Raw genomic sequence first — 17,785 nt, forward strand, 5'->3', positions numbered from 1 at the left:
TCATGCCTCCGGAGTGAGCACGATGCGGCCCTTGACGTCGCGGCTCTCCATCCGCCGGTGGGCGGTGACGGCCTGGCTGAACGGCAGCACGTCGACGTCGGTCTCCGCCAGGCCGGCGGCGGTTGCCTCGATGGCCGCAGCGAGTGCGGCGGGCACGAACTCCGGGTGGGTCGGCAGGAACGCGCCGGCGTTGTAGCCGGACACGGTGATGCTGCGGAACCACAGCTGATTGGTGTCCACCTGGTGTCCCCAGTCGTCGGACGCATTGCCCGCGGCGATGAGGCGGCTGCCCGGGGCCATCACGTCGAAGCTGCTGGTGCGGAGCGTTCCGCCGACCGGGTCGATCACGACGTCGAACTTCTCATCACCGAGGGCCCGGTGCAGATCCGTGGAGTCCACGATCCGGTCGTAGGGCAGTTTCGTCGCCCGGCCTGCGGCGAGCTTGCCCGGCAGAACCGTGCCGACGACCCGGGACGCGCCCAACTGCTTTGCCACGCCCGGGAATCCGGCGGACAGGCCGCCGAGTGCGCCGTGCACGAGGACGCTCCCACCCGCGACCAGGTGCGCGACCTGGGTCAGCGCGACGTGTGCCATCGCCGCGTTGGGGATCACGGACACCGCGAGAGCCGGGTCGATGCCGCGTCCCTCGATCGAGACGGTCAGCGGAGCCTTCGCGATGTAGACGGAGGCGTACCCGCCGGTGCCGCTGCCCGAGGACATGGCGACCACCTGCTCCCCCACGCTCAGCCCGGTGACGCCGTCGCCGAGTGCGCGCACGGTGCCGGCCACCTCCAGGCCGGGCACGAACGGGGGCTGCGGCATACCGGGCCGGTCCTGGTACCGGCCCTGCCGGAAGAACAGGTCGATCAGGCCGACCGCGGAGTGCGAGACGTCGATCGCGACCTCCCCCGGGCCCGGGGTCGGGTCCGGAAGATCGGTGACGAGTTCGAGGGCGGTGGGGTCTCCGAACCGGATGGCATGTACTGCCTGCATGAGCCTGTCCTCTCCTGGTTCCTGTCCTGTGCTCCTGGGGGCGACGTCTGCGCGCCGCCCAGTTAACGCACTCACTGATGCGTTATTCGGAAACGTAGCACGCGGATCCACGTAGCGCATCACGGGGCGCGTTATAGTTTCCGCATGAAGGAGCGAGCACGGTCCGCGCAGGACAAGGCACAACGGTCGGAGGACCTGCTGCACGCCGCGGAGGCGCTGGCGACGGAACTCGGCGGCGTCCGCTTCATCACCGTGCAGGCGGTCACCGAGCGCACCGGCCTGCACCGCACCGGCGTGCGCCGGTACTACTCGAGCAGGGAAGAGCTGCTGCTCGAACTCGCAGAACGGGGCTGGGAGCAGTGGCGGGCCGCGATCGCCGCTGCGGTGGCCCAGCGCGACGGCCTCGGCCCGGAAGACGTGGCCGGCGTCGTCGCGGAGACCATCACCGCCCTGCCGGTGTTCTGCGACCTGCTCACCCACGTCACCCTGACGCTCGAGGGCGACGTCGCCATGGAACGCGCACGCCGCTACAAGACCGAGTCGTTCGCCGCGTACGACGCGATCGTGGACCTCCTCGACCGGGCCGGCTCGATGACCCCCGACCAGTTGCGAGGACTCATCGCCGCGACCCTCGCCCTCGCGTCGAGCGGGTGGCAGGTGGCGCACCCGACGCCCACCCTGGCCGCGCTCTACGAGCAGGTGCCCGCATGGGGCCATGTCGCGTTTGATTTCGCCCCGCGGCTGAAGCTGCTGCTGACCGCACTCGCCGTCGGCCTGCACAACGTCGTCCCGGACACCGTCGTCCCGGACTCCGATCCGGCTCCGACCGCCGACTGACAGCCGTCCGGGCCGGGCCCACCAAGGGCCCCTCGGAGGGCGCTACCTGGCCTGGGAGAGCGCTGCGGACACTTCGGCGCGCATCCCGGCGACGCGCAGGGAGAGGACGAGGTCCTCGTGGAAGCCGGACGAGATGGACAGGGCGACATCGAGGACGAGCGGCACCAGGTGGGCCGGGTCGGCGAGTGCCACCCGGGCGGATTCACTGGTGGCGCGGGTGCGGAGATAGATGTCGAGGACCGCGCGGGCTTCCTCGTACCGTGCCTCGGCGACCAGTTCGGCCACGGCGGAGCCGACGTCCACGGCCGACCTGCCCATGCCCAGCCGCAGCAGTTGTTCGCCGTCCGCGGTACGCCCGGAGGCGCTGAGGGCGTCGGCGGCGGCGAGCACCAGGTCGAGCGGCAGGGCAGCCGCCTCCCACAGCAGGGTGGCCCAGTCCGCGGCCATCCCCGCTCGCTCCAACTGCTCTGCCAGCAGCGGGAACCGTGCGGCCGGCTGGTGCACGGCCTCGGCGAGGACGGCGTGCGCCTGGCCGCCGTTGTCCTCCGCGCGGAGTTGCCGCAGCATCCCGACCGTGCGGGTGACCGCCGCACGGTCGGTGGCGTCCACCGCGGGGGCGACTCGGGCAACGGGCGTTGCCCCTGCGGCGCCCACGAAACGCGCGCCGCCCGAACCAGCGGCCGAGGCGCCGCCCACTCCCGGCAGCACGGGGGCCGCGAAGTTGGCCACGGAGCCCGTGGTCGGCGCCCCGGAGAACCGGGCACCGCGAGGTCCGGCCACGGTGCCGGTGACCAGATCCGCGCCCGCCTCCGCGGCGGCGGACCCTCCCTCGTCCTTGACGTCGACGTCCTGGCCCGCGCCCGCGAAACGGGCGCTGCCGCGCTCCCGACGCTTGCGCCTCTGCCCGGGGGCGGCGGTCGCAGCGGCGGCGGCGGTCACGGAAGGTGGATCCGGCGGTGAGGACAGCGCAGACCTTACCGAGGACGCCGACGGCCAGGGATCCTGGGGCGGAAGGCGGAAGGACTCCGTCTCCAGCTGCTCCAAAGCCGCGACACGGCCCCGCAGTTCGGCGATGCGGCTGCAGATCCGCGCGTAGTAGTCGCGGGCCCAGGCCAACTCGCTCTCCACGGCCTGCAGATCGTCCATGCCGGTGACCGAGGCGCTGAACTTCTGCAGGTCCTGCAGCCGTCGGGTCGAGCGCTGCTGCTCCTCCCGCAGAATGCGCAAGCGTTCGGTGAGCGTGGCCTTGACCCCGTCCGCACGGTCGTAGGCGCGTACCGAGGCGCGGTGCAGCGGGCGGAGCCGGGCCGCCTCGTGCCGGGCGTTCTCCGCGCCGCTGACCGCGGCGAGGTCCTGGAGCAGGGAGTCGATCACGTCCCAGGGCGGCACCTCCCGACCCTCGAGACAGGCGCGCATGCCTTCGGCGTCCCGTTGCCAGAACTCCCGGAACCAGCTGCCGTCCCAGTCGACAAGAGCCGCGACCCCGCTCAGACGCTCCGCGAACTGCCGCATCTCTCCCGGGAGTTCAGGGAGCGTCCTCAAGGTCGTCACATCCGCCCCTCAGCACTGGATTGGTCTCAAGGGCACAGAACACCAAGAGTGTTTCAGGCTCACTACGCGGGTTTTGCCGACACGTGCATCTGCCGGCCCCAGCCAAGATTTTGCTGAACCACGGTCAAGAACGCGTGCCGGGTCGGCCGTTCGGCATCACGGGGGTGACATGCCGGATCCGGCGGTGCCGGGAGCACCGCCGGATCGACGTGGAGCACAGGGCCGGTGGCGGCCTCCTCAGAGTGCGGACTCGAGGATGGTCTGGAGGTGCTTCGTGCGCTCCTCGACATGGTGGGTGTTGGTGTCCGACATGTGGTCGAACGTCAGCACCCCGTCGACGAAGGTGATCCCCGTCGTGCTGGAGAACTGACCGCTGTTCCTGACGACCACCTTCGTCACGCCCTCGCGGAGCGCGTCCCTGCCCATGTCATCGGCCCCGATCACGCTCAACGCGTCGGCCAGGGGCTGGAAGTACACCTGGGGGAAGTAGTCGACGTACCTGTCGGCGTAGTCGGCGACGGCCAGTTCCTGCCACTCCACCTCGATCGGCACCTCGAAGCCGGCCGCCTCGTCGATCCGTGACTTCCAACCGGGGTAGTCGTCGTTCTTGAACTGCTCAACGGCGCGCCGTTCCGCCAGACCCATCCGAAACTCCAAATTGTGCGTTGCGACTTCCTTGCTTGCGGCGAGCCTTCCAGCCGCGGGGCGGGGAGGCATCCGTGAGATTACGCAGATCTCCTACGTAGCCCTGCGAGCGCGTGCAGCAGTGCCGTGCGCGAACGGATGCCGAGCTTGCGGTAGATGTTGCCGAGGTGGGTCTCCACGGTTCTGGCGCTGAGGAAGAGCTGCTGGGCGATCTCCTTGGTGCTCTGGCCGGTTACCGCCAGTTCGGCGATCTCGCGCTCCCGTCTGCTGAGGAGGGCCGCGGTCGGGCCGGTGCCCATGTCCGGCGGCGTGACGGCCGACCCGGCGACGACGGGGCGGGCCGTCGGCAGCTGGGCCCGGGTTCTGGCGACCTCCTCGAGGATCCGCCGTGCGCCGCAGGCGCGCGCGGCCTTCGCCGCCGAGTCCAGCCACTCCACCGCCTGGTTCGTTCCTCCGGTCGCCTGGGCCGAGCCTGCCCCGGCCACCAGGGTCAACGCGTGTTCGACCGGCGCGCCGGCGCGGCGAAACGACTCCGCGGCCCCGTGGAACAACCTGGCGGCCCGGTCGTGGTCCCCCTCCGCGGCGCAGAGCTCCGCCTGCGCCCTGCGGGCATGCTGCTGCTGCAGCGGCAGGCACAGCTGCCCTGCGGTGGCCTCCGCCTCCGCGGCCCAGCCGCGGGCCGCGTCGACGTCACCGCAGCGAAGCGCCGCGGTGGAGGCCAGCGCCAGCAGCGAGGGCTGCCAGGGCCGCAGCAACCCGCGCAGGTGCGGACCGCCCGCCTCGGTGAGGGTGCGCAGGCAGTCCGCGGGGTGTCCGCCGTAGAACTGGACGTACGCCAGGAGCCCGGCGGTGACGTGGGCCCGCAGGCCGCGCACGGCCGAGGCGAGCGCGAGGCCCTGCTCCGCGATGTCGATCAGCCGGCCCGTGTCCCGGCACGGCCGCGTCCAGAGGAGTCCGACCGCGCTCAGGGTCAGTGCGATCCCCGCGCCCTCGTCGGCTCCGATCATCCGGGCGAGCAGTTCCGCCTCGCGGGCCCGTCGGCCGAGCCGGTCCAGCCGCCCGGTCAGCTGGTCGAGGTGGCAGAGGGCCACCAACTGGTTGACTCTGAGGTAGCGTCGGGAGGCGCCCGCGGTGGCCTCCAGGCCCCGCTCCAGATGCCGGTAGGCGTCGTGGAAGCGCTCGTGGAACAGCTCCGAGCAGCCGAGCATCGCCAGGACCTCGGGCATGGAGGCGGCGGTGGCGTCCGGAAGGGAGTCCACCAGGCGCGCGCACTCGGTGACCTCCTGGGCGGCCTCCGGCACCAGGCCGAGCTGGGTGTCGCCGAAGGCCGCCAGGGCCCGCAGGTAGGGGGCCATGGGATCGGCGCCGGACGCCGCCTCCGCCGCCTCGCGGACCAGCTCGCGGGCCCGGCCGTAGGTGTCCCGGAACATCTGCACCCGCCCGTGCGTGGTGATCAGTTCGGCCGCCGGGCCCGGCAGGGGAACCGGCAGCGGCCGGGGCAGCAGGGCGAGCCCGGCATGGACGACCGCGTCGGCCTCCTGGTAGCGGCCCAGCAGCCGTTCCACCTCGCCGCAGACGGCGTAGGTCCGCACCGCCAGGTCGTCGGGCAGGTCGGACCGGTGCCGCAGCAGGTCGTGCGCCAGCGAGCGGGCCTCTCGCAGGTGGCCCACGGCGGTCAGGGCCCGGCAGCAGTCGAGCACGAGCACGGCCCGGGTCGGGCTGATCTCGGTCCCGGTCGGCAGGTGCTCCAGGGCCAGGCCCAACCAGCGGGCAGCGGTGGCGGGGGTCTGCGCCGTGGCCTCCGCCGCGCCCTCGATCAGGCCGTGCAGAGCCGGGACGCTGCCCGAACCCACCAGGTACTCGGCGTGCCTGGCCCGCTGGACGGCCCGGGCCCGGCGCGCGGTGAGCAGGTCCAGGGCGGCCCTGTGGGCTTTCAGGAGCAGGGACGGTGCGGTGTGTTCCAGGACGACGTGGCCCAGCACAGGGTGCCGGAAGGCATATCGACCGCCCCAGGGCACCGGACGGATCAGGTCCGCCGCGCAGAGTTCGGTGAAGGCGCCGAGGGTCCGTTCGACCCCCAGCCCTGAGATCGCGGCGACCTCGGCCGGGCGGAAGGGGTCACCGAGGACGGCCGCGGCTCCGGCTGAAGCCGCGGCGGCCGTGCTGAGGGCGGTGAACTCGGTGACCAGGGGCGCCGCCGCGCGGCGCAGGCCGTCGCGGTCCGGGCCCGCGCTGAGCGGCCATTCGTCCGGGTCCCAGCGGGCGGCGGCGAGGATCTGCAGCATCCGCGGGTTGCCGCCGGACGCGGCGTGCAACTGCTCGGCGTAGCTGCCCTGGTCCATCGGCTCCCAGGAGGCCCACCGTCCTGCGGACCGGTCGCCCCCCGGTGCGGTGCCGGGGAAGGGGCTGCCGGCCCGGGCCCGCCAGCGGTCGAGCAGCGTGGCCATGGCCTGGGGGTCCAGCGGCGGCGGAGCCAGCCGTACGACGTCACCGGTCTCGACGCCGCGCTCCAGGACGTCCAGCAGCAGGGAGCCGGTCTGCCTGGGACGATGGGCCAGGGCCAGCACGAAGGGGCCGGCCGGGGGTGTCCGGAGCAGCCGGGCGATCACCCTGGCTGACTGCTCGTCACACAGGTGCACGTCGTCGAGCAGTAACACCCCGCCCTGCCCGGCCGCCCAGTTCTCCAGGACGTTCCGGACCTCCGCCGCCGGACCGGAGTCCGCCGGCGTGGGGCGCCGGCGGTCCAGGGCGGCCAGGGTCTCCCTGATGAGCTGGCCGGGCTCCGCCGCGCCGTGCACGGCGTGGCCCCGTACCACCCGCGCACCTGCGGCCACGGCCCGCTGGGCGAGTTGTCCCAGCAGGGTCGTCTTGCCGATCCCCGGATCGCCGGTGATCTCCAGCACAGCACCGCGGCCGGTGCCCATGCGCCGCACAACCTCGGAAAGACGGTGGATCTCCGCAGACCTGCCGACCAGCTCGGTGCCGTTCTCCGCTACCGGATCTTCGGAGGTCACTGGATGCACCACAGCTGCGTCCCAGTCTCGAAGGTGAACGATGTGCTTGCAGTCGTCTTGATCGGGTTTGCCCTGACGGCGTCATACTAGATCGGCAGGCGCCGCCGCGGGGCTCGCGGCCGATATCCGCACGGCGTTCAGACCTCGCTGGGCTGCTCGGCCGGCGCGGAGTCCTCGGCCTGTGCCGACGACCCGGGCCGACCCGGCAGCAGCAGGCAGAGCGGAACGGCCGCGGCGGTGAACGCGGCGGACCACCAGAAGGCCTCACCGAATCCGGCGGCCAGCGCGGCGGGTGTGCGGGCGCCGGCCGAGGCCCGCTGCAGGATCACGACCAGGACCGCGACGCCCATCGAACCGCCGACCTGCTGGGCGACCCGGCTGATCCCGGCGGCGGCCGGGATCTCCTCGCGCTCCAGTCCGACGAAGCCGGCGCCCATGATCGCGATCATCGCCGCGCCCAGCCCGACGCCGCGTACGAACAGCACCGCCATCAGCGCGGTGTTGCTGGTGGAGGCGGTGACGAAGCCGAACGGCACGGTGGCCGCGAAGGTGAGCACGAAGGCGGCGACGGCGACCGGACGCGCCCCGAAGCGGTCCATGCACCTGCCCGCCAGCGCCCGGGAGAGCAGGGCGCCCACGCCGGTCGGGATCAGCAGCAGCGCGGCGCCCAGCGCGGATTCGCCGCGTACCTGCTGCCAGTACAGCGGCAGCAGCAGCATGCTCCCGTACAGGGCGGCGCCGGTCAGGAACACCAGCGCCGAGGACGCGGCCACGGCGCGGTGGCGGAACAGCCGGATGTCGAGCAGGGCGTCCGCTCCGAGCCGCAGCGCCCGGAGGACGTAGCCGACGAGCAGGGCCAGGCCGGCGAGCAGGGGCAGCGCCACCCTGGGGCCGGCCAGGCCCCCTTCGGAGCCGGAGAGCTGGGTCAGGCCGTAGAGGATCGCGGCGATGCCGGGGGACAGCAGCAGCAGACCCACGGCGTCCAGGCGGGCGCGGGTGGCGGGGGCACCGGGGCGGGGCCCGTCGTCGGGCAGATCGCGCCGGGCGAGGTAGCCGCCGACGACGCAGAAGGGCACATTGAACAGGAAGATCCAGCGCCAGTCGCCCAGGTGCAGCAGGGCGCCGCCGATGACCGGGCCGATGATCGGCCCCAGCGCGGTGGGCACGGTGATCAGGGACATCACCCTGCCGATGCTGCGGCCCTCGGCCGCCTGCATGACCAGCGTGAACATCAGCACCATCATGGTGCCGCCGCCGATGCCCTGGACCACCCGGAAGGCGATCAGGCTCTGGACGTTCCAGGCCGCGGCGCACAGCAGCGACCCGACCAGGAACATCCCCAGGCCGGCGATCCACAGCCGTTTGCCGCCCAGCACCGACTGGGCCCAGCCGACGGCCGGCATCGTCGCGGCCAGGGCCAGCAGATAGGCGGTGGTCACCCACTGGGTGGTGGCCAGCGAGGTGTGCAGCTGCCCGGCGAGGCTGTTGATGGCGACGCTCATGATCGTGGTGTCGAAGATGACCGCGAGCGCGCCGATGATCAGGGTGAAGGTCAGCCGTCGCAGGGCCGGGTCGATCCGGCCGGACTCCGCGGCGACGGGTGGCGGCTTGGTTGCGCCGGCGCCCATGGACGCCTCCTTAGGATAGATGGATCTATCTTACGGATGCCAGACTAGGCCGCTAGGATTAGATAGGCAAATCTATCCAGACTGTGCAGGGGGTCCCATGGCCGAGCGACGTCGCGGAGCAGCGCTGGAGCAGGCGCTGCTCGACGCGGCCTGGGCGGAACTCACCGACCACGGCTACGCCAGGTTCACCATGGACGCCGTCGTCAAGCGCGCGGGCACCAGCCCCCCGGTCCTCTACCGCCGCTGGTCCGACCGCGACTCACTCGTCCGGGCGACCGTCGCCCACGTCCTGCGGGAGAACGTCCTCGACCTGCCCGACACCGGGAGCCTGCGGGAGGACGTGCTCACCCTGCTGCGGGAGATCAGCGCCACCCGGCTCCAGCTGGTCACGGTCATGAGCGTGAACCTGGCCAGCTACTACCAGGAGACCGGAACCCGGCCCGGCGACCTGTTCGACCCCTCCACGACCGGCCGCAAGGAGGCCGTCGACCTGCTCTTCGACCGCGCCGTGGACCGCGGCGAGGTCGCACCGGAGGTCCTCACCGAACGCATCAAGTCGCTCCCCTTCGACCTGCTGCGCCACGAGTTCCTCACCACCTTCGCCCCCGTGCCCGACCACGTCCTCGAGGAGATCGTCGACACGATCTTCCTGCCCCTGCTGCGCTGACCGCGGCGGCGCGGACGAGGGCCCGGGCGGCGCGCCCGGGGACCGCGGTTGTCCGGGCGGTGCAGGGCGGTTCAGTAGGCTGTGCGGTGTCCGCCACCGCGGTGTCGCCACCGCACCGCCCGGCCCCGGAGTCGTCTTGGCGCTGTTCCGTCCGCTGTTCCGCCGACGCGCGGACGAGGAGCGCTGGAACACCCTGCCTGTCCAGGGGCATGTGCTGGCCGTGGCACGCACACTGACGTCGGCGACCCGGGTGATGGACACGCTGCTGGCGCTTCCGCCCCAGGTCAAGGTGTCCTTCACGGTGAACCCCGGGTCCGCGTTCGCCTCAGGTCTTGACGGCTACCTGCACACGCTGCGACTGGACGGGATCACCGTGCTGCCCTGGCAGGACGCGGTCGGCGGCCGGTTCGACGTGGCGGTGGCCTGCGCCGTGCACCGGTCGATGCACCGGCTCAGGGCCCCGCTGGTGGTCATGCCGCACGGGGCCGGCTACAACCGGCTGGTGCGCCAGTCCACCGGGGACGGCACCTCCGCGGCCGGGCTGTCGCGGCGTGAGCTCACCTACCGGGGCAGGGTCTTCCCGGCCGTGGTGCTGCTGTCGCATCCGCGGCAGTTCGAGCAGCTGAGGCGCTCGTGCCCGCAGGCGGTGGAGCGGGCCGAGGTGGTCGGCGACCCCTGCTTCGACCGGATCAGCGACAGCCTGCCGCAGCGCGACCGCTACCGTGCGGCGCTCGGCGTGCGGCAGGGGCGCAGGCTGGTGGTGGTGAACTCCACCTGGAGCGAGCACTCGTTACTGGGCCGCCACCCGGACCTGCCGCTGCGGCTGGTCCAGCAACTGCCCGCCGACGAGTTCGCCGTCGCCCTGGTGCTGCACCCGAACATCTGGGCCCGGCACGATCCGCACCGGCTGATGCGCGACGCCGAGGCGGCCGGGCTGATGGTCGTCCCGCCGCAGCGCGGCTGGCAGGCCGCGCTGGTGGCCGCCGACTGGGTGGTCGGGGACCACGGGTCGGTGTCCTTCTACGGAGCCGCCCTGGACCGGGTCACCCTGCTGGCCGCCACCGGCCAGGCGGAGCTGGACCCGCACTCCCCCGCTTACGCCTTCGGGCACACCGCCCCGCCGCTGGACCCGGGCGGCGACCTGCACGCCCAGCTGCTGCTGGCCGCCGAGCACCACGACGGGCAGGCGCTGCGCGAGGTCACCGACCTGTCGCTGGGCGAACGCGGGCAGTCCACCCGCAACCTGCTCAAGGCCCTCGGCCCCTTCATGACGGCGGTACGGGTGCCGAAGGACGACCCCCGGCCCGTCCCCTACCCCGCTCCGCAGCCGGTCACCGGCCGCCCCACCGCCTACGACGTCACCGGCGAGCGGACCGGGGACGGCGTGCGGATCCGCCGCTACCCCCTGGGTGTCGAACCGGCGGCGGCGCGCGGCTTCTACGCGGTCACCTCGGAGGAACCGCGGCTCGGGCTGCGCGCGGTCGCCGAGGTCGTGGTCCGCGAACACCCGCACGGGGAACTGCCGCCCGCGCAGTGGCTGGCCGCGACCGCAGGGCAGCTGCCCGGGCTGAGCGTGGCCGTCACCGCACTGGACCCGGACCTCGGCCGCCACCTGGTGCGGCTGCGCTCGGGGCTGCTGCTGGAGGCCGCCGCCGTCAGGTCCTGGGGCGAGGCGGCGCCCCAGTTGGACCCGGTGCTGCTGGGCGCGGCGCTGGCGCTGTGGCTCGGCCGCGGCGGAGCCGAGGCCGACCTGCCGAAGGCGGGCCTGCTGGTGCGCACGGGCGACCGCACGGCGCGGGTGCGCTTCAGCGTCCACCCCTGACCTCCGCGCCCCCTCAGGAGTTGTGGGGACGCGGTGCCTGCGGGGCCACTCCCGCCTGACGGCTCAGCTGCTGCCTTCTGGCCGCGGTGGCGGCCTGCAGGTCCGCGTCACCGGACGCGGCGGCCAGCTCGGCCACGAACGTCAGGGCCTGGTCCTCCTTGGCGACCTGGCCCAGGCCGGCCGCCAGGCGGGCCGCCTCCTGAGCACCCGTCAGGGCCCCCGCCGGGTCGCCCGTCGCCCGCAGGACCCGGGCCCGCACCAGTGCCAGCCGCATCAGCATCGGCGTATCGCCCTGCTCCCGGGCGGCCTCCGCCGCGCTGTTCAGGACCTGCAGGGCCTGGGTGTGCCGGGTGGCGGCGAGCAGCGCCTGGCCGAGGTTGTAGGTCTGGACGACCACGCCGTGCGGATCTCCGGCGTTCGCCTCCAGCGCCAGGGTGAAGTAGTGCGCGGCCCGGTCCGCCTCGCCCTGCGCCAGCCGCAGCAGGCCCTGCGACTCCCAGAGCAGGCCGGCCAGGCGCGGGTCCTGGACCAGGACCAGCCGTTCGCGGGCCAGGTCCAGCTGCGCCTGGGCCCGCGGGTAGTCGCCCATCTCGTAGTGGGCCCGGGCCAGTTGGTTGCGCATCCGGATCTCGGCGTCGGCCCGGCCGTCCCACTGGGCGGCCTCCACTCCGAGCTCGTGGGATTCGATCCAGTCCGCGAAGTGCTTGCGGGCGTGGTAGAGCGGCCACAGCGACTCGCACAGCTGCCAGACCGGCTCGTGCCACCCGCGCTCGGCCGCCGCGTGCAGCACCGCGAGCAGATCGGCGCGCTCGGCCTGGAGCCACTCCAGCGCGGCCGACCGCCCGGCGGGGAGCGCCCCCGCGGACGCGGGCGGCGGTTGCAGGCGGAACCGCTCGCCCAGGATCTCCCGGTCCGCGGCAGCCGCGCGGTCGCGGTAGAAGTCGACGATCCGCCGCAGCACCGCCTCGCGCCGGTCCTCGGGCCACGCCTCGTACGCGCGGCGCCGCGCGTGCAGCCGGACCAGGTCGTGGCAGCGGTAGCGGTCCTCGTCGGCGGTCTCGTCGACCAGGTGGGCGTGCAGCAGGTCCTCCAGGGCCTGGTCCACGCCGTGGAGCCCGGCCGCCCGGGCCAGGTCCGGGGTGAACAGCGGCCCGGGGTGCACACCCAGCAGGTGGTAGAGGTCACGGGTCTGCGCCGGCAGGTGGGCGTAGACCGACTCGAACGCCTCCTGCACGCCGGCCTCCCGGGTCCCCAGCGGTTCCAGGCTCCTTTGCCGCTCGGCGAGTTCGGCGACCACCCGGCCCATCCGCATCCGGCTGCGGGTGATCATCTGGGCGCCGACCGCCTGCAGCGCCAGCGGCAGTCCGCCGCACAGCCGCACCAGCTCGGCCAGGTCCTGTTCGCTGCCCCGGTCCTCGCCCAGCCACATCCGCACCAGGTCACCGGCCGCGCCGGAACCGAGCGGGCCGACGGTCACCGGCCGGGCCCCCTCGAGTACCAGGGCCTCCAGGCGGGTGCGCCCCGCGGCCACGACCAGTCCTGAGGAGGGTGTCAGCGCCCGTGCCTCGGCCGCGTGCTCGACACCGTCGAGGAAGACCAGCAGGCGGCGGCCCGCGGTCACCGTCCGGTAGAGGTTGGCGCGTTCGCCCATCGAGGCGGGGACGGAGTCCTCGCGCACGCCCAGCGCACGGACGAAGCCGCCCAGCACCTCGCCGAGGTCGACCCCGCCGCGGTGGCGCACCGCGCCGAGGTCCGCGTACAGCTCCCCGTCGGGGAAGTGCTCGCGCTGGTCATGCGCCCAGCGGGCGACCAGTTCGGTCTTGCCGACACCGCCCAGTCCGGTGCACGCGACGACGACCGGCCGGTCGACGCTGGACTCCAGCGCCTGGTTCAGCACCGCGATCTCGGCCTGCCGGTTGACGAACACCGGGCGCGGCGCCCTGATCTGACGCGGGGTCAACGGTGCGGGCGGCGACGGCGCCGGGGGCGGCGCCGGGTGGATGTGGACCTGGCCGATGCTGCCGGCCTGCACCACGCTGCCTTCGACCGTGCCGCCGGAGACGCTGTTGCCCACCGTGCTGGACCCTGCGGCGTTCCCGCCAGTATCGCGGCCCGCGACCATCCTGTCTCCCTCCGGGCCGCACGGAGCCTCCGCCCCGACCTGCCCCGCCCAGCCTACGGCAGGCGTCTACCCGGCCTTGCGGGCAACGCCGCCGTACATGTGCACCTGCGCGTCGTCGATCGCCCGGGACTCCTCGTCCGGCTGCCAGCGGTGCACCAGCGCCACCCCCGGCCCGACCAGCTCAAGACCCTGGAACAGTTCCTCCACCTGCGCCTTGTCCCGCGCCAACTCCGGGATGCCGCGGGCCTCGTAGGCGGCGATGCCGCTGTGCACCTCGTCGGGCGCGCTGTCCGCGGTGACGGTCGAGAGGGCCAGGAAGCTGCCCGGCACCAGGTGCCGCATCAGCCCGTCGATGATGGCGCGGGCCTCCGCCTGGTCGGTGACGAACTGCAGCACCGCGATCAGGCTCAGCGCGACCGGCTGCTTCAGGTCCAGCGTCCCGCGCAGCGCCGGCGCGTCGAGAATGGTGTGCGGATCGCGCAGGTCGGCGTCGATGTAGGCGGTTCTGCCCTCCGGCGTACTGGTCAGCAGCGCCCGGGCGTGGACCAGCACCATCGGGTCGTTGTCGACGTACACGATCCGGGCGTCGGGGTGCACGCCCTGGGCGACCTCGTGCAGGTTCGGCGAGGTGGGCAGGCCGGTGCCGATGTCCAGGAACTGCCGGACGCCGCGCTCCGCGGCGAGGTGGTGGGTCACTCGGCGCATGAAGCTGCGGTTGGCACGCATCGAACGGGGCAGGTTCGGCCACACCCGGGCGATCTCGGTGGACGCCTCGCGGTCCGCCGGGAAGTTGTCCTTGCCGCCGAGCAGATAGTCGTAGATCCGCGCCGAGTGCGGCACCTCGGTCCGCAGCTCGATCGACGGCGTGTCGTTCTCACCGGGCTTCATCCAGTTCAGTGCGTCCGTCACCCTGTCACCTCTGCCACTCGACTCTGCCGCTCGACCGACTGGACGATCAACCGTCACACAGCCTAACTCCCCGCCGGTTTGACGGTTCCCCGAGCAGCGCGCCACCTCGCCCGGAACGACGAGGCCGCGCGACCCTCTCCTGACACGGCCCGCGCCCCCTCCCGACCGGGCCCGCGAAGATCGGGCAGGATGGGCGGCATGGACTTCCGCATCTTCACCGAACCGCAGCAGGGTGCCGACTACAACACCCTGCTGCGCGTGGCCACGACCGCCGAGGACCTCGGCTTCGACGCCTTCTTCCGCTCGGACCACTATCTGCGGATGGGCGCGGGCGACGGCCTGCCCGGCCCCACCGACGCCTGGATCACGCTGGCCGGGCTGGCCCGGGAGACCTCCCGGATCCGCCTCGGGACGCTGATGACCGCGGGGACCTTCCGCTGGCCGGGGGTGCTGGCGATCCAGGTCGCCCAGGTCGACGCCATGAGCGGCGGGCGGGTCGAACTCGGGCTCGGCGCCGCCTGGTTCGAGGCGGAGCACACCGCGTACGGGATCCCCTTCCCGGACCGGCGGATCGACCGGTTCGAGGAGCAGCTGGCGATCGTCACCGGGCTGTGGGAGACCGAGGCCGGCAGCACCTTCGACTTCGACGGGGTGCACTACCAGCTCAAGGACTCGCCCGCGCTGCCGAAGCCGGTGCAGGACCGCATCCCGGTCCTGGTCGGCGGGACCGGCCCGAAGCGCCTGCCGGCCCTCGCGGCGCGCTACGCCACCGAGTTCAACCTGCCGTTCGCCTCGGTCGAGGACACCCGGGCCCAGATCGGCCGGGTCCGCGCGGCCTGCGCGGCGGCCGGACGCGCGGACGGCGGCATGGTGTACTCCAACGCCCTGGTCGCCTGCGTGGGCCGGGACGACGCGGAGGTGGCCCGGCGGGCGGCGGCGCTCGGCCGCGAGGTGGCCGAGCTGAAGGCGAACGGCCTGGCCGGGAGCCCGGCCGAGGTCGTCGACACGATCGGCCGCTACGCGGAGACCGGCAGCAGCCGGTTCTACTTCCAGTTCCCTGAGCTCCCCGACCTGGACCACCTGGACCAGATGGAGCTGATCGCCAGTCAGGTGGTCTCCCAGCTCAACCGGTGAGCACCGTCCCGGTGCCGTCGTGGCCTCAGCCGCCTGCGAGCTTCTCGCGCAGCGCGGCGAGGGCCTCGTCGCTCGGCAGGGAGAACGCACGGGTCGGGACGTGCGGCTCGGGAGCCGTGCCCTCGCCCGCCGCGGCGGCCTCGGCGTCGGCCTCGCGGCTCCTGGCCACCTGGGCCTGGTGCTGCTCGAAGCGCTGCTGCGCCTCGGCGTACTGGCGCTCCCAGGTATCGCGCTGCTTCTCGAAGCCGGGCAGCCAGTCGTTCACCTCGGGGTCGAAGCCTTCGGGGTAGATGTAGTTGCCCGCGTCGTCGTAGCTGGCAGCCATGCCGTAGAGGGTCGGGTCGAACTCGTCCGAGGCTTCGTTGGCCTGCTTCAGTGAGAGGCTGACGCGGCGGCGTTCGAGGTCGATGTCGATGACCTTGACGAAGATCTCGTCGCCGACCTGGACGACCTGCTCCGGGATCTCCACATGCCGCTCGGCCAGCTCGGAGATGTGGACCAGGCCCTCGATGCCCTCGTCGACGCGCACGAACGCACCGAACGGAACCAGCTTGGTGACCTTGCCGGGGATGACCTGCCCGATCTGGTTGATCCGGGCGAACCGCTGCCACGGGCCCTCCTGGGTCGCCTTCAGCGACAGCGACACCCGCTCGCGGTCCAGGTCCACGTCCAGGACCTCGACGGTGACCTCCTGGCCGACCTCGACCACGTCCGACGGGTGGTCGATGTGCTGCCAGGACAGCTCCGAGACGTGCACCAGGCCGTCGACGCCGCCCAGGTCGACGAAGGCGCCGAAGTTGAGGATCGACGAGACGACGCCCGAACGCACCTGGCCCTTCTGCACGGTGGCCAGGAACCCCTGCCGGGCCCTGCTCCGGGTCTGCTCCAGCCAGGCACGGCGGGACAGCACCACGCTGTTGCGGTGCTTGTCCAAGTCGATGATCTTGACTTCGAGTTCCTTGCCCACATAGGGCTGCAGGTCGCGGACCCGGCGCAGCTCGACCAGCGAGGCCGGCAGGAAGCCGCGGAGGCCGATGTCCAGGATGAGACCGCCCCTGACCACCTCGATGACGGTACCGGCGATGATGCCGTCCGCTTCCTTGATCTTCTCGATCGTGCCCCAGGCGCGCTCGTACTGGGCCCGCTTCCTGGACAGGATCAGACGGCCCTCCCGGTCCTCCTTCTGCAGGACCAGGGCCTCGACGGTGTCGCCGACCGCGACGACGTCATGGGGGTCGACGTGCTGCCTGATGGACAGTTCGCGGGCGGGGATGACGCCCTCGGTCTTGTAGCCGATGTCGAGGAGGACCTCGTCCTGGTCGACCTTCACGATGGTGCCCTCGACGAGGTCGCCGTCGTTGAAGTACTTGATGGTCTCGTCGATCGCCGCGAGGAAGGCGTCCGCGCCGCCGATGTCGTTGACCGCCGCCTGTGCGACCGGGCGGGTGCTGAGGGCGAGAGCCCCGGCCTGCTCGAACTCCCTTGTGCCCAGGCCGATGTACGTCACGCCACCGCCACCGCTACCGCCACCGGCCGAGGAGGTGGCCGCGGCTGCCCTGGGGGCGCCGCCGGCCCGGCTGCCGTGCGCGGCGGTCTCCCACCCGGCGGGGACCAGCTCGCGGCAGGCGAGGTCGCAGGCCCGGACCAGTCGGGACACCTGGTGCTCCGCGCCCAGCAGGGCGGAGACCCGGCCGGCCTCGGCCGTGAGCAGGGCCGCGATCCGTGCGGCCCGGTCCCGCTCGTGCGTGGTCCGCACGCATGCGAGCCGGGCCAGCGCCAGATTGCCGAGCGCCACCAGCGAACGCGGGTGGGTCGCCCCGAGGCGCTTCGCCATCCGCTGGCTGACCGAGGCCAACGCCTCGGTCGCCCGGTCCAGCCGCGCCGTCGAGTTCGCCGCCTGGGCGCACTCCACCTGCACGGCGGCCAGATCACCCTGCACCACCAGTGCGCGCGGATGGTCGGCGCCCAGCGTCGCCGAGAGCCGCTGGCTGGCTGCGGCCAGCACGCCCGACGCATGTTCCAGGTCTTCGCCGGAACCCTGCGCCTGTGCGGCCCTGACGTGGGCGAGCGCGAGCTGCGCCAGCACCAGGAAGCCCTGCGGCCCCTTGTGGTCCTGGCCCTGCAGCAGTTCCAGCGACGCGGCGGTCAGTTCGGACACCGTCTGCTGGGCCGCCCCGGACCGGTCGTCCCGCCGGACGAGGGCCGACTCCACGGTCACCAGCGACCGTTGCAGGTCGGCGGCGATCGGCGGGTCCCCGTTCTCCCGCACCAGCGCACGTGCCGCTCCGGCCCAGCGTCCGGCGGTGGGCAGATCCCGGGCGGCGACGGCGACCAGGGCCAGGTTCGCCATGGTGCGGACGTCGGACCAGAGCGACCGCGAGCGGTGCTCGATCGCATGCTGCAGCAGGAGCCGCGCGTCATTGAGCCGCCCGAGGGCGGACGCGAGGACGGCGATCCGGTTCG

General features: G+C 72.9%; 12 protein-coding genes. 4 read left to right on the forward strand and 8 right to left on the reverse strand.

Annotated elements, in window-relative coordinates; genetic code table 11:
• Positions 1-993: a quinone oxidoreductase family protein gene (locus ACEZDG_RS02675; RefSeq protein WP_380501764.1), complete on the reverse strand. Its 993-nt coding sequence runs from the start codon at positions 991-993 to the stop codon at positions 1-3.
• Positions 994-1,137: 144 nt separating this feature from the next.
• Here ACEZDG_RS02675 and ACEZDG_RS02680 point away from each other — a divergent pair, with 144 nt between their 5' ends.
• Positions 1,138-1,830, forward strand: a complete 693-nt coding sequence (locus ACEZDG_RS02680; RefSeq protein WP_380501766.1) for a TetR family transcriptional regulator — start codon at positions 1,138-1,140, stop codon at positions 1,828-1,830.
• 42 nt (positions 1,831-1,872) lie between these two features.
• On the opposite strand, the gene ACEZDG_RS02685 is transcribed toward ACEZDG_RS02680, so the two are convergent.
• The 4 genes from ACEZDG_RS02685 to ACEZDG_RS02700 form a co-directional block, all read right to left on the reverse strand.
• Positions 1,873-3,342, reverse strand: coding sequence for a hypothetical protein (locus ACEZDG_RS02685; RefSeq protein ID WP_380501768.1), 1,470 nt, complete (start codon positions 3,340-3,342; stop codon positions 1,873-1,875).
• Positions 3,343-3,618: 276 nt separating this feature from the next.
• The gene (locus ACEZDG_RS02690; RefSeq protein ID WP_380501770.1) at positions 3,619-4,026 is read right to left on the reverse strand and encodes a hypothetical protein; all 408 of its coding nucleotides are present in this window, start codon (positions 4,024-4,026) and stop codon (positions 3,619-3,621) included.
• A gap of 80 nt (positions 4,027-4,106) precedes the next feature.
• The gene (locus tag ACEZDG_RS02695) at positions 4,107-7,040 is read right to left on the reverse strand and encodes a helix-turn-helix transcriptional regulator (protein WP_380501772.1); all 2,934 of its coding nucleotides are present in this window, start codon (positions 7,038-7,040) and stop codon (positions 4,107-4,109) included.
• A 137-nt stretch (positions 7,041-7,177) separates the two neighbouring features.
• Positions 7,178-8,668, reverse strand: coding sequence for an MDR family MFS transporter (locus ACEZDG_RS02700; protein ID WP_380501774.1), 1,491 nt, complete (start codon positions 8,666-8,668; stop codon positions 7,178-7,180).
• Between the two features lie 97 nt (positions 8,669-8,765).
• On the opposite strand from ACEZDG_RS02700, the gene ACEZDG_RS02705 reads away from it, so the two are divergent.
• Entirely contained in the window at positions 8,766-9,335 is a 570-nt protein-coding gene (locus tag ACEZDG_RS02705) for a TetR/AcrR family transcriptional regulator (protein WP_380501776.1), read from the forward strand.
• A 136-nt stretch (positions 9,336-9,471) separates the two neighbouring features.
• The gene (locus tag ACEZDG_RS02710; RefSeq protein WP_380501778.1) at positions 9,472-11,157 is read left to right on the forward strand and encodes a hypothetical protein; all 1,686 of its coding nucleotides are present in this window, start codon (positions 9,472-9,474) and stop codon (positions 11,155-11,157) included.
• Between the two features lie 13 nt (positions 11,158-11,170).
• On the opposite strand, the gene ACEZDG_RS02715 is transcribed toward ACEZDG_RS02710, so the two are convergent.
• Together ACEZDG_RS02715 and ACEZDG_RS02720 are read right to left on the reverse strand one after the other, a co-directional pair.
• Positions 11,171-13,279, reverse strand: coding sequence for a hypothetical protein (locus tag ACEZDG_RS02715; RefSeq protein WP_380501780.1), 2,109 nt, complete (start codon positions 13,277-13,279; stop codon positions 11,171-11,173).
• A gap of 66 nt (positions 13,280-13,345) precedes the next feature.
• Positions 13,346-14,167: an SAM-dependent methyltransferase gene (locus tag ACEZDG_RS02720; protein WP_380502234.1), complete on the reverse strand. Its 822-nt coding sequence runs from the start codon at positions 14,165-14,167 to the stop codon at positions 13,346-13,348.
• Positions 14,168-14,386: 219 nt separating this feature from the next.
• Between ACEZDG_RS02720 and ACEZDG_RS02725 the strand changes: the two genes are divergently transcribed.
• Complete coding sequence (locus ACEZDG_RS02725) at positions 14,387-15,322, forward strand: LLM class F420-dependent oxidoreductase (RefSeq protein WP_380501782.1); 936 nt, start codon at positions 14,387-14,389, stop codon at positions 15,320-15,322.
• A gap of 25 nt (positions 15,323-15,347) precedes the next feature.
• Here ACEZDG_RS02725 and rpsA read toward each other — a convergent pair whose 3' ends face one another.
• Complete coding sequence (gene rpsA, locus ACEZDG_RS02730) at positions 15,348-16,814, reverse strand: 30S ribosomal protein S1 (RefSeq protein ID WP_380502235.1); 1,467 nt, start codon at positions 16,812-16,814, stop codon at positions 15,348-15,350.
• Positions 16,815-17,785 lie beyond the last annotated feature (971 nt).

The sequence above is a fragment of the Streptacidiphilus alkalitolerans genome (assembly GCF_042511045.1).
GTDB classification, from domain to species: domain Bacteria; phylum Actinomycetota; class Actinomycetes; order Streptomycetales; family Streptomycetaceae; genus Streptacidiphilus; species Streptacidiphilus alkalitolerans.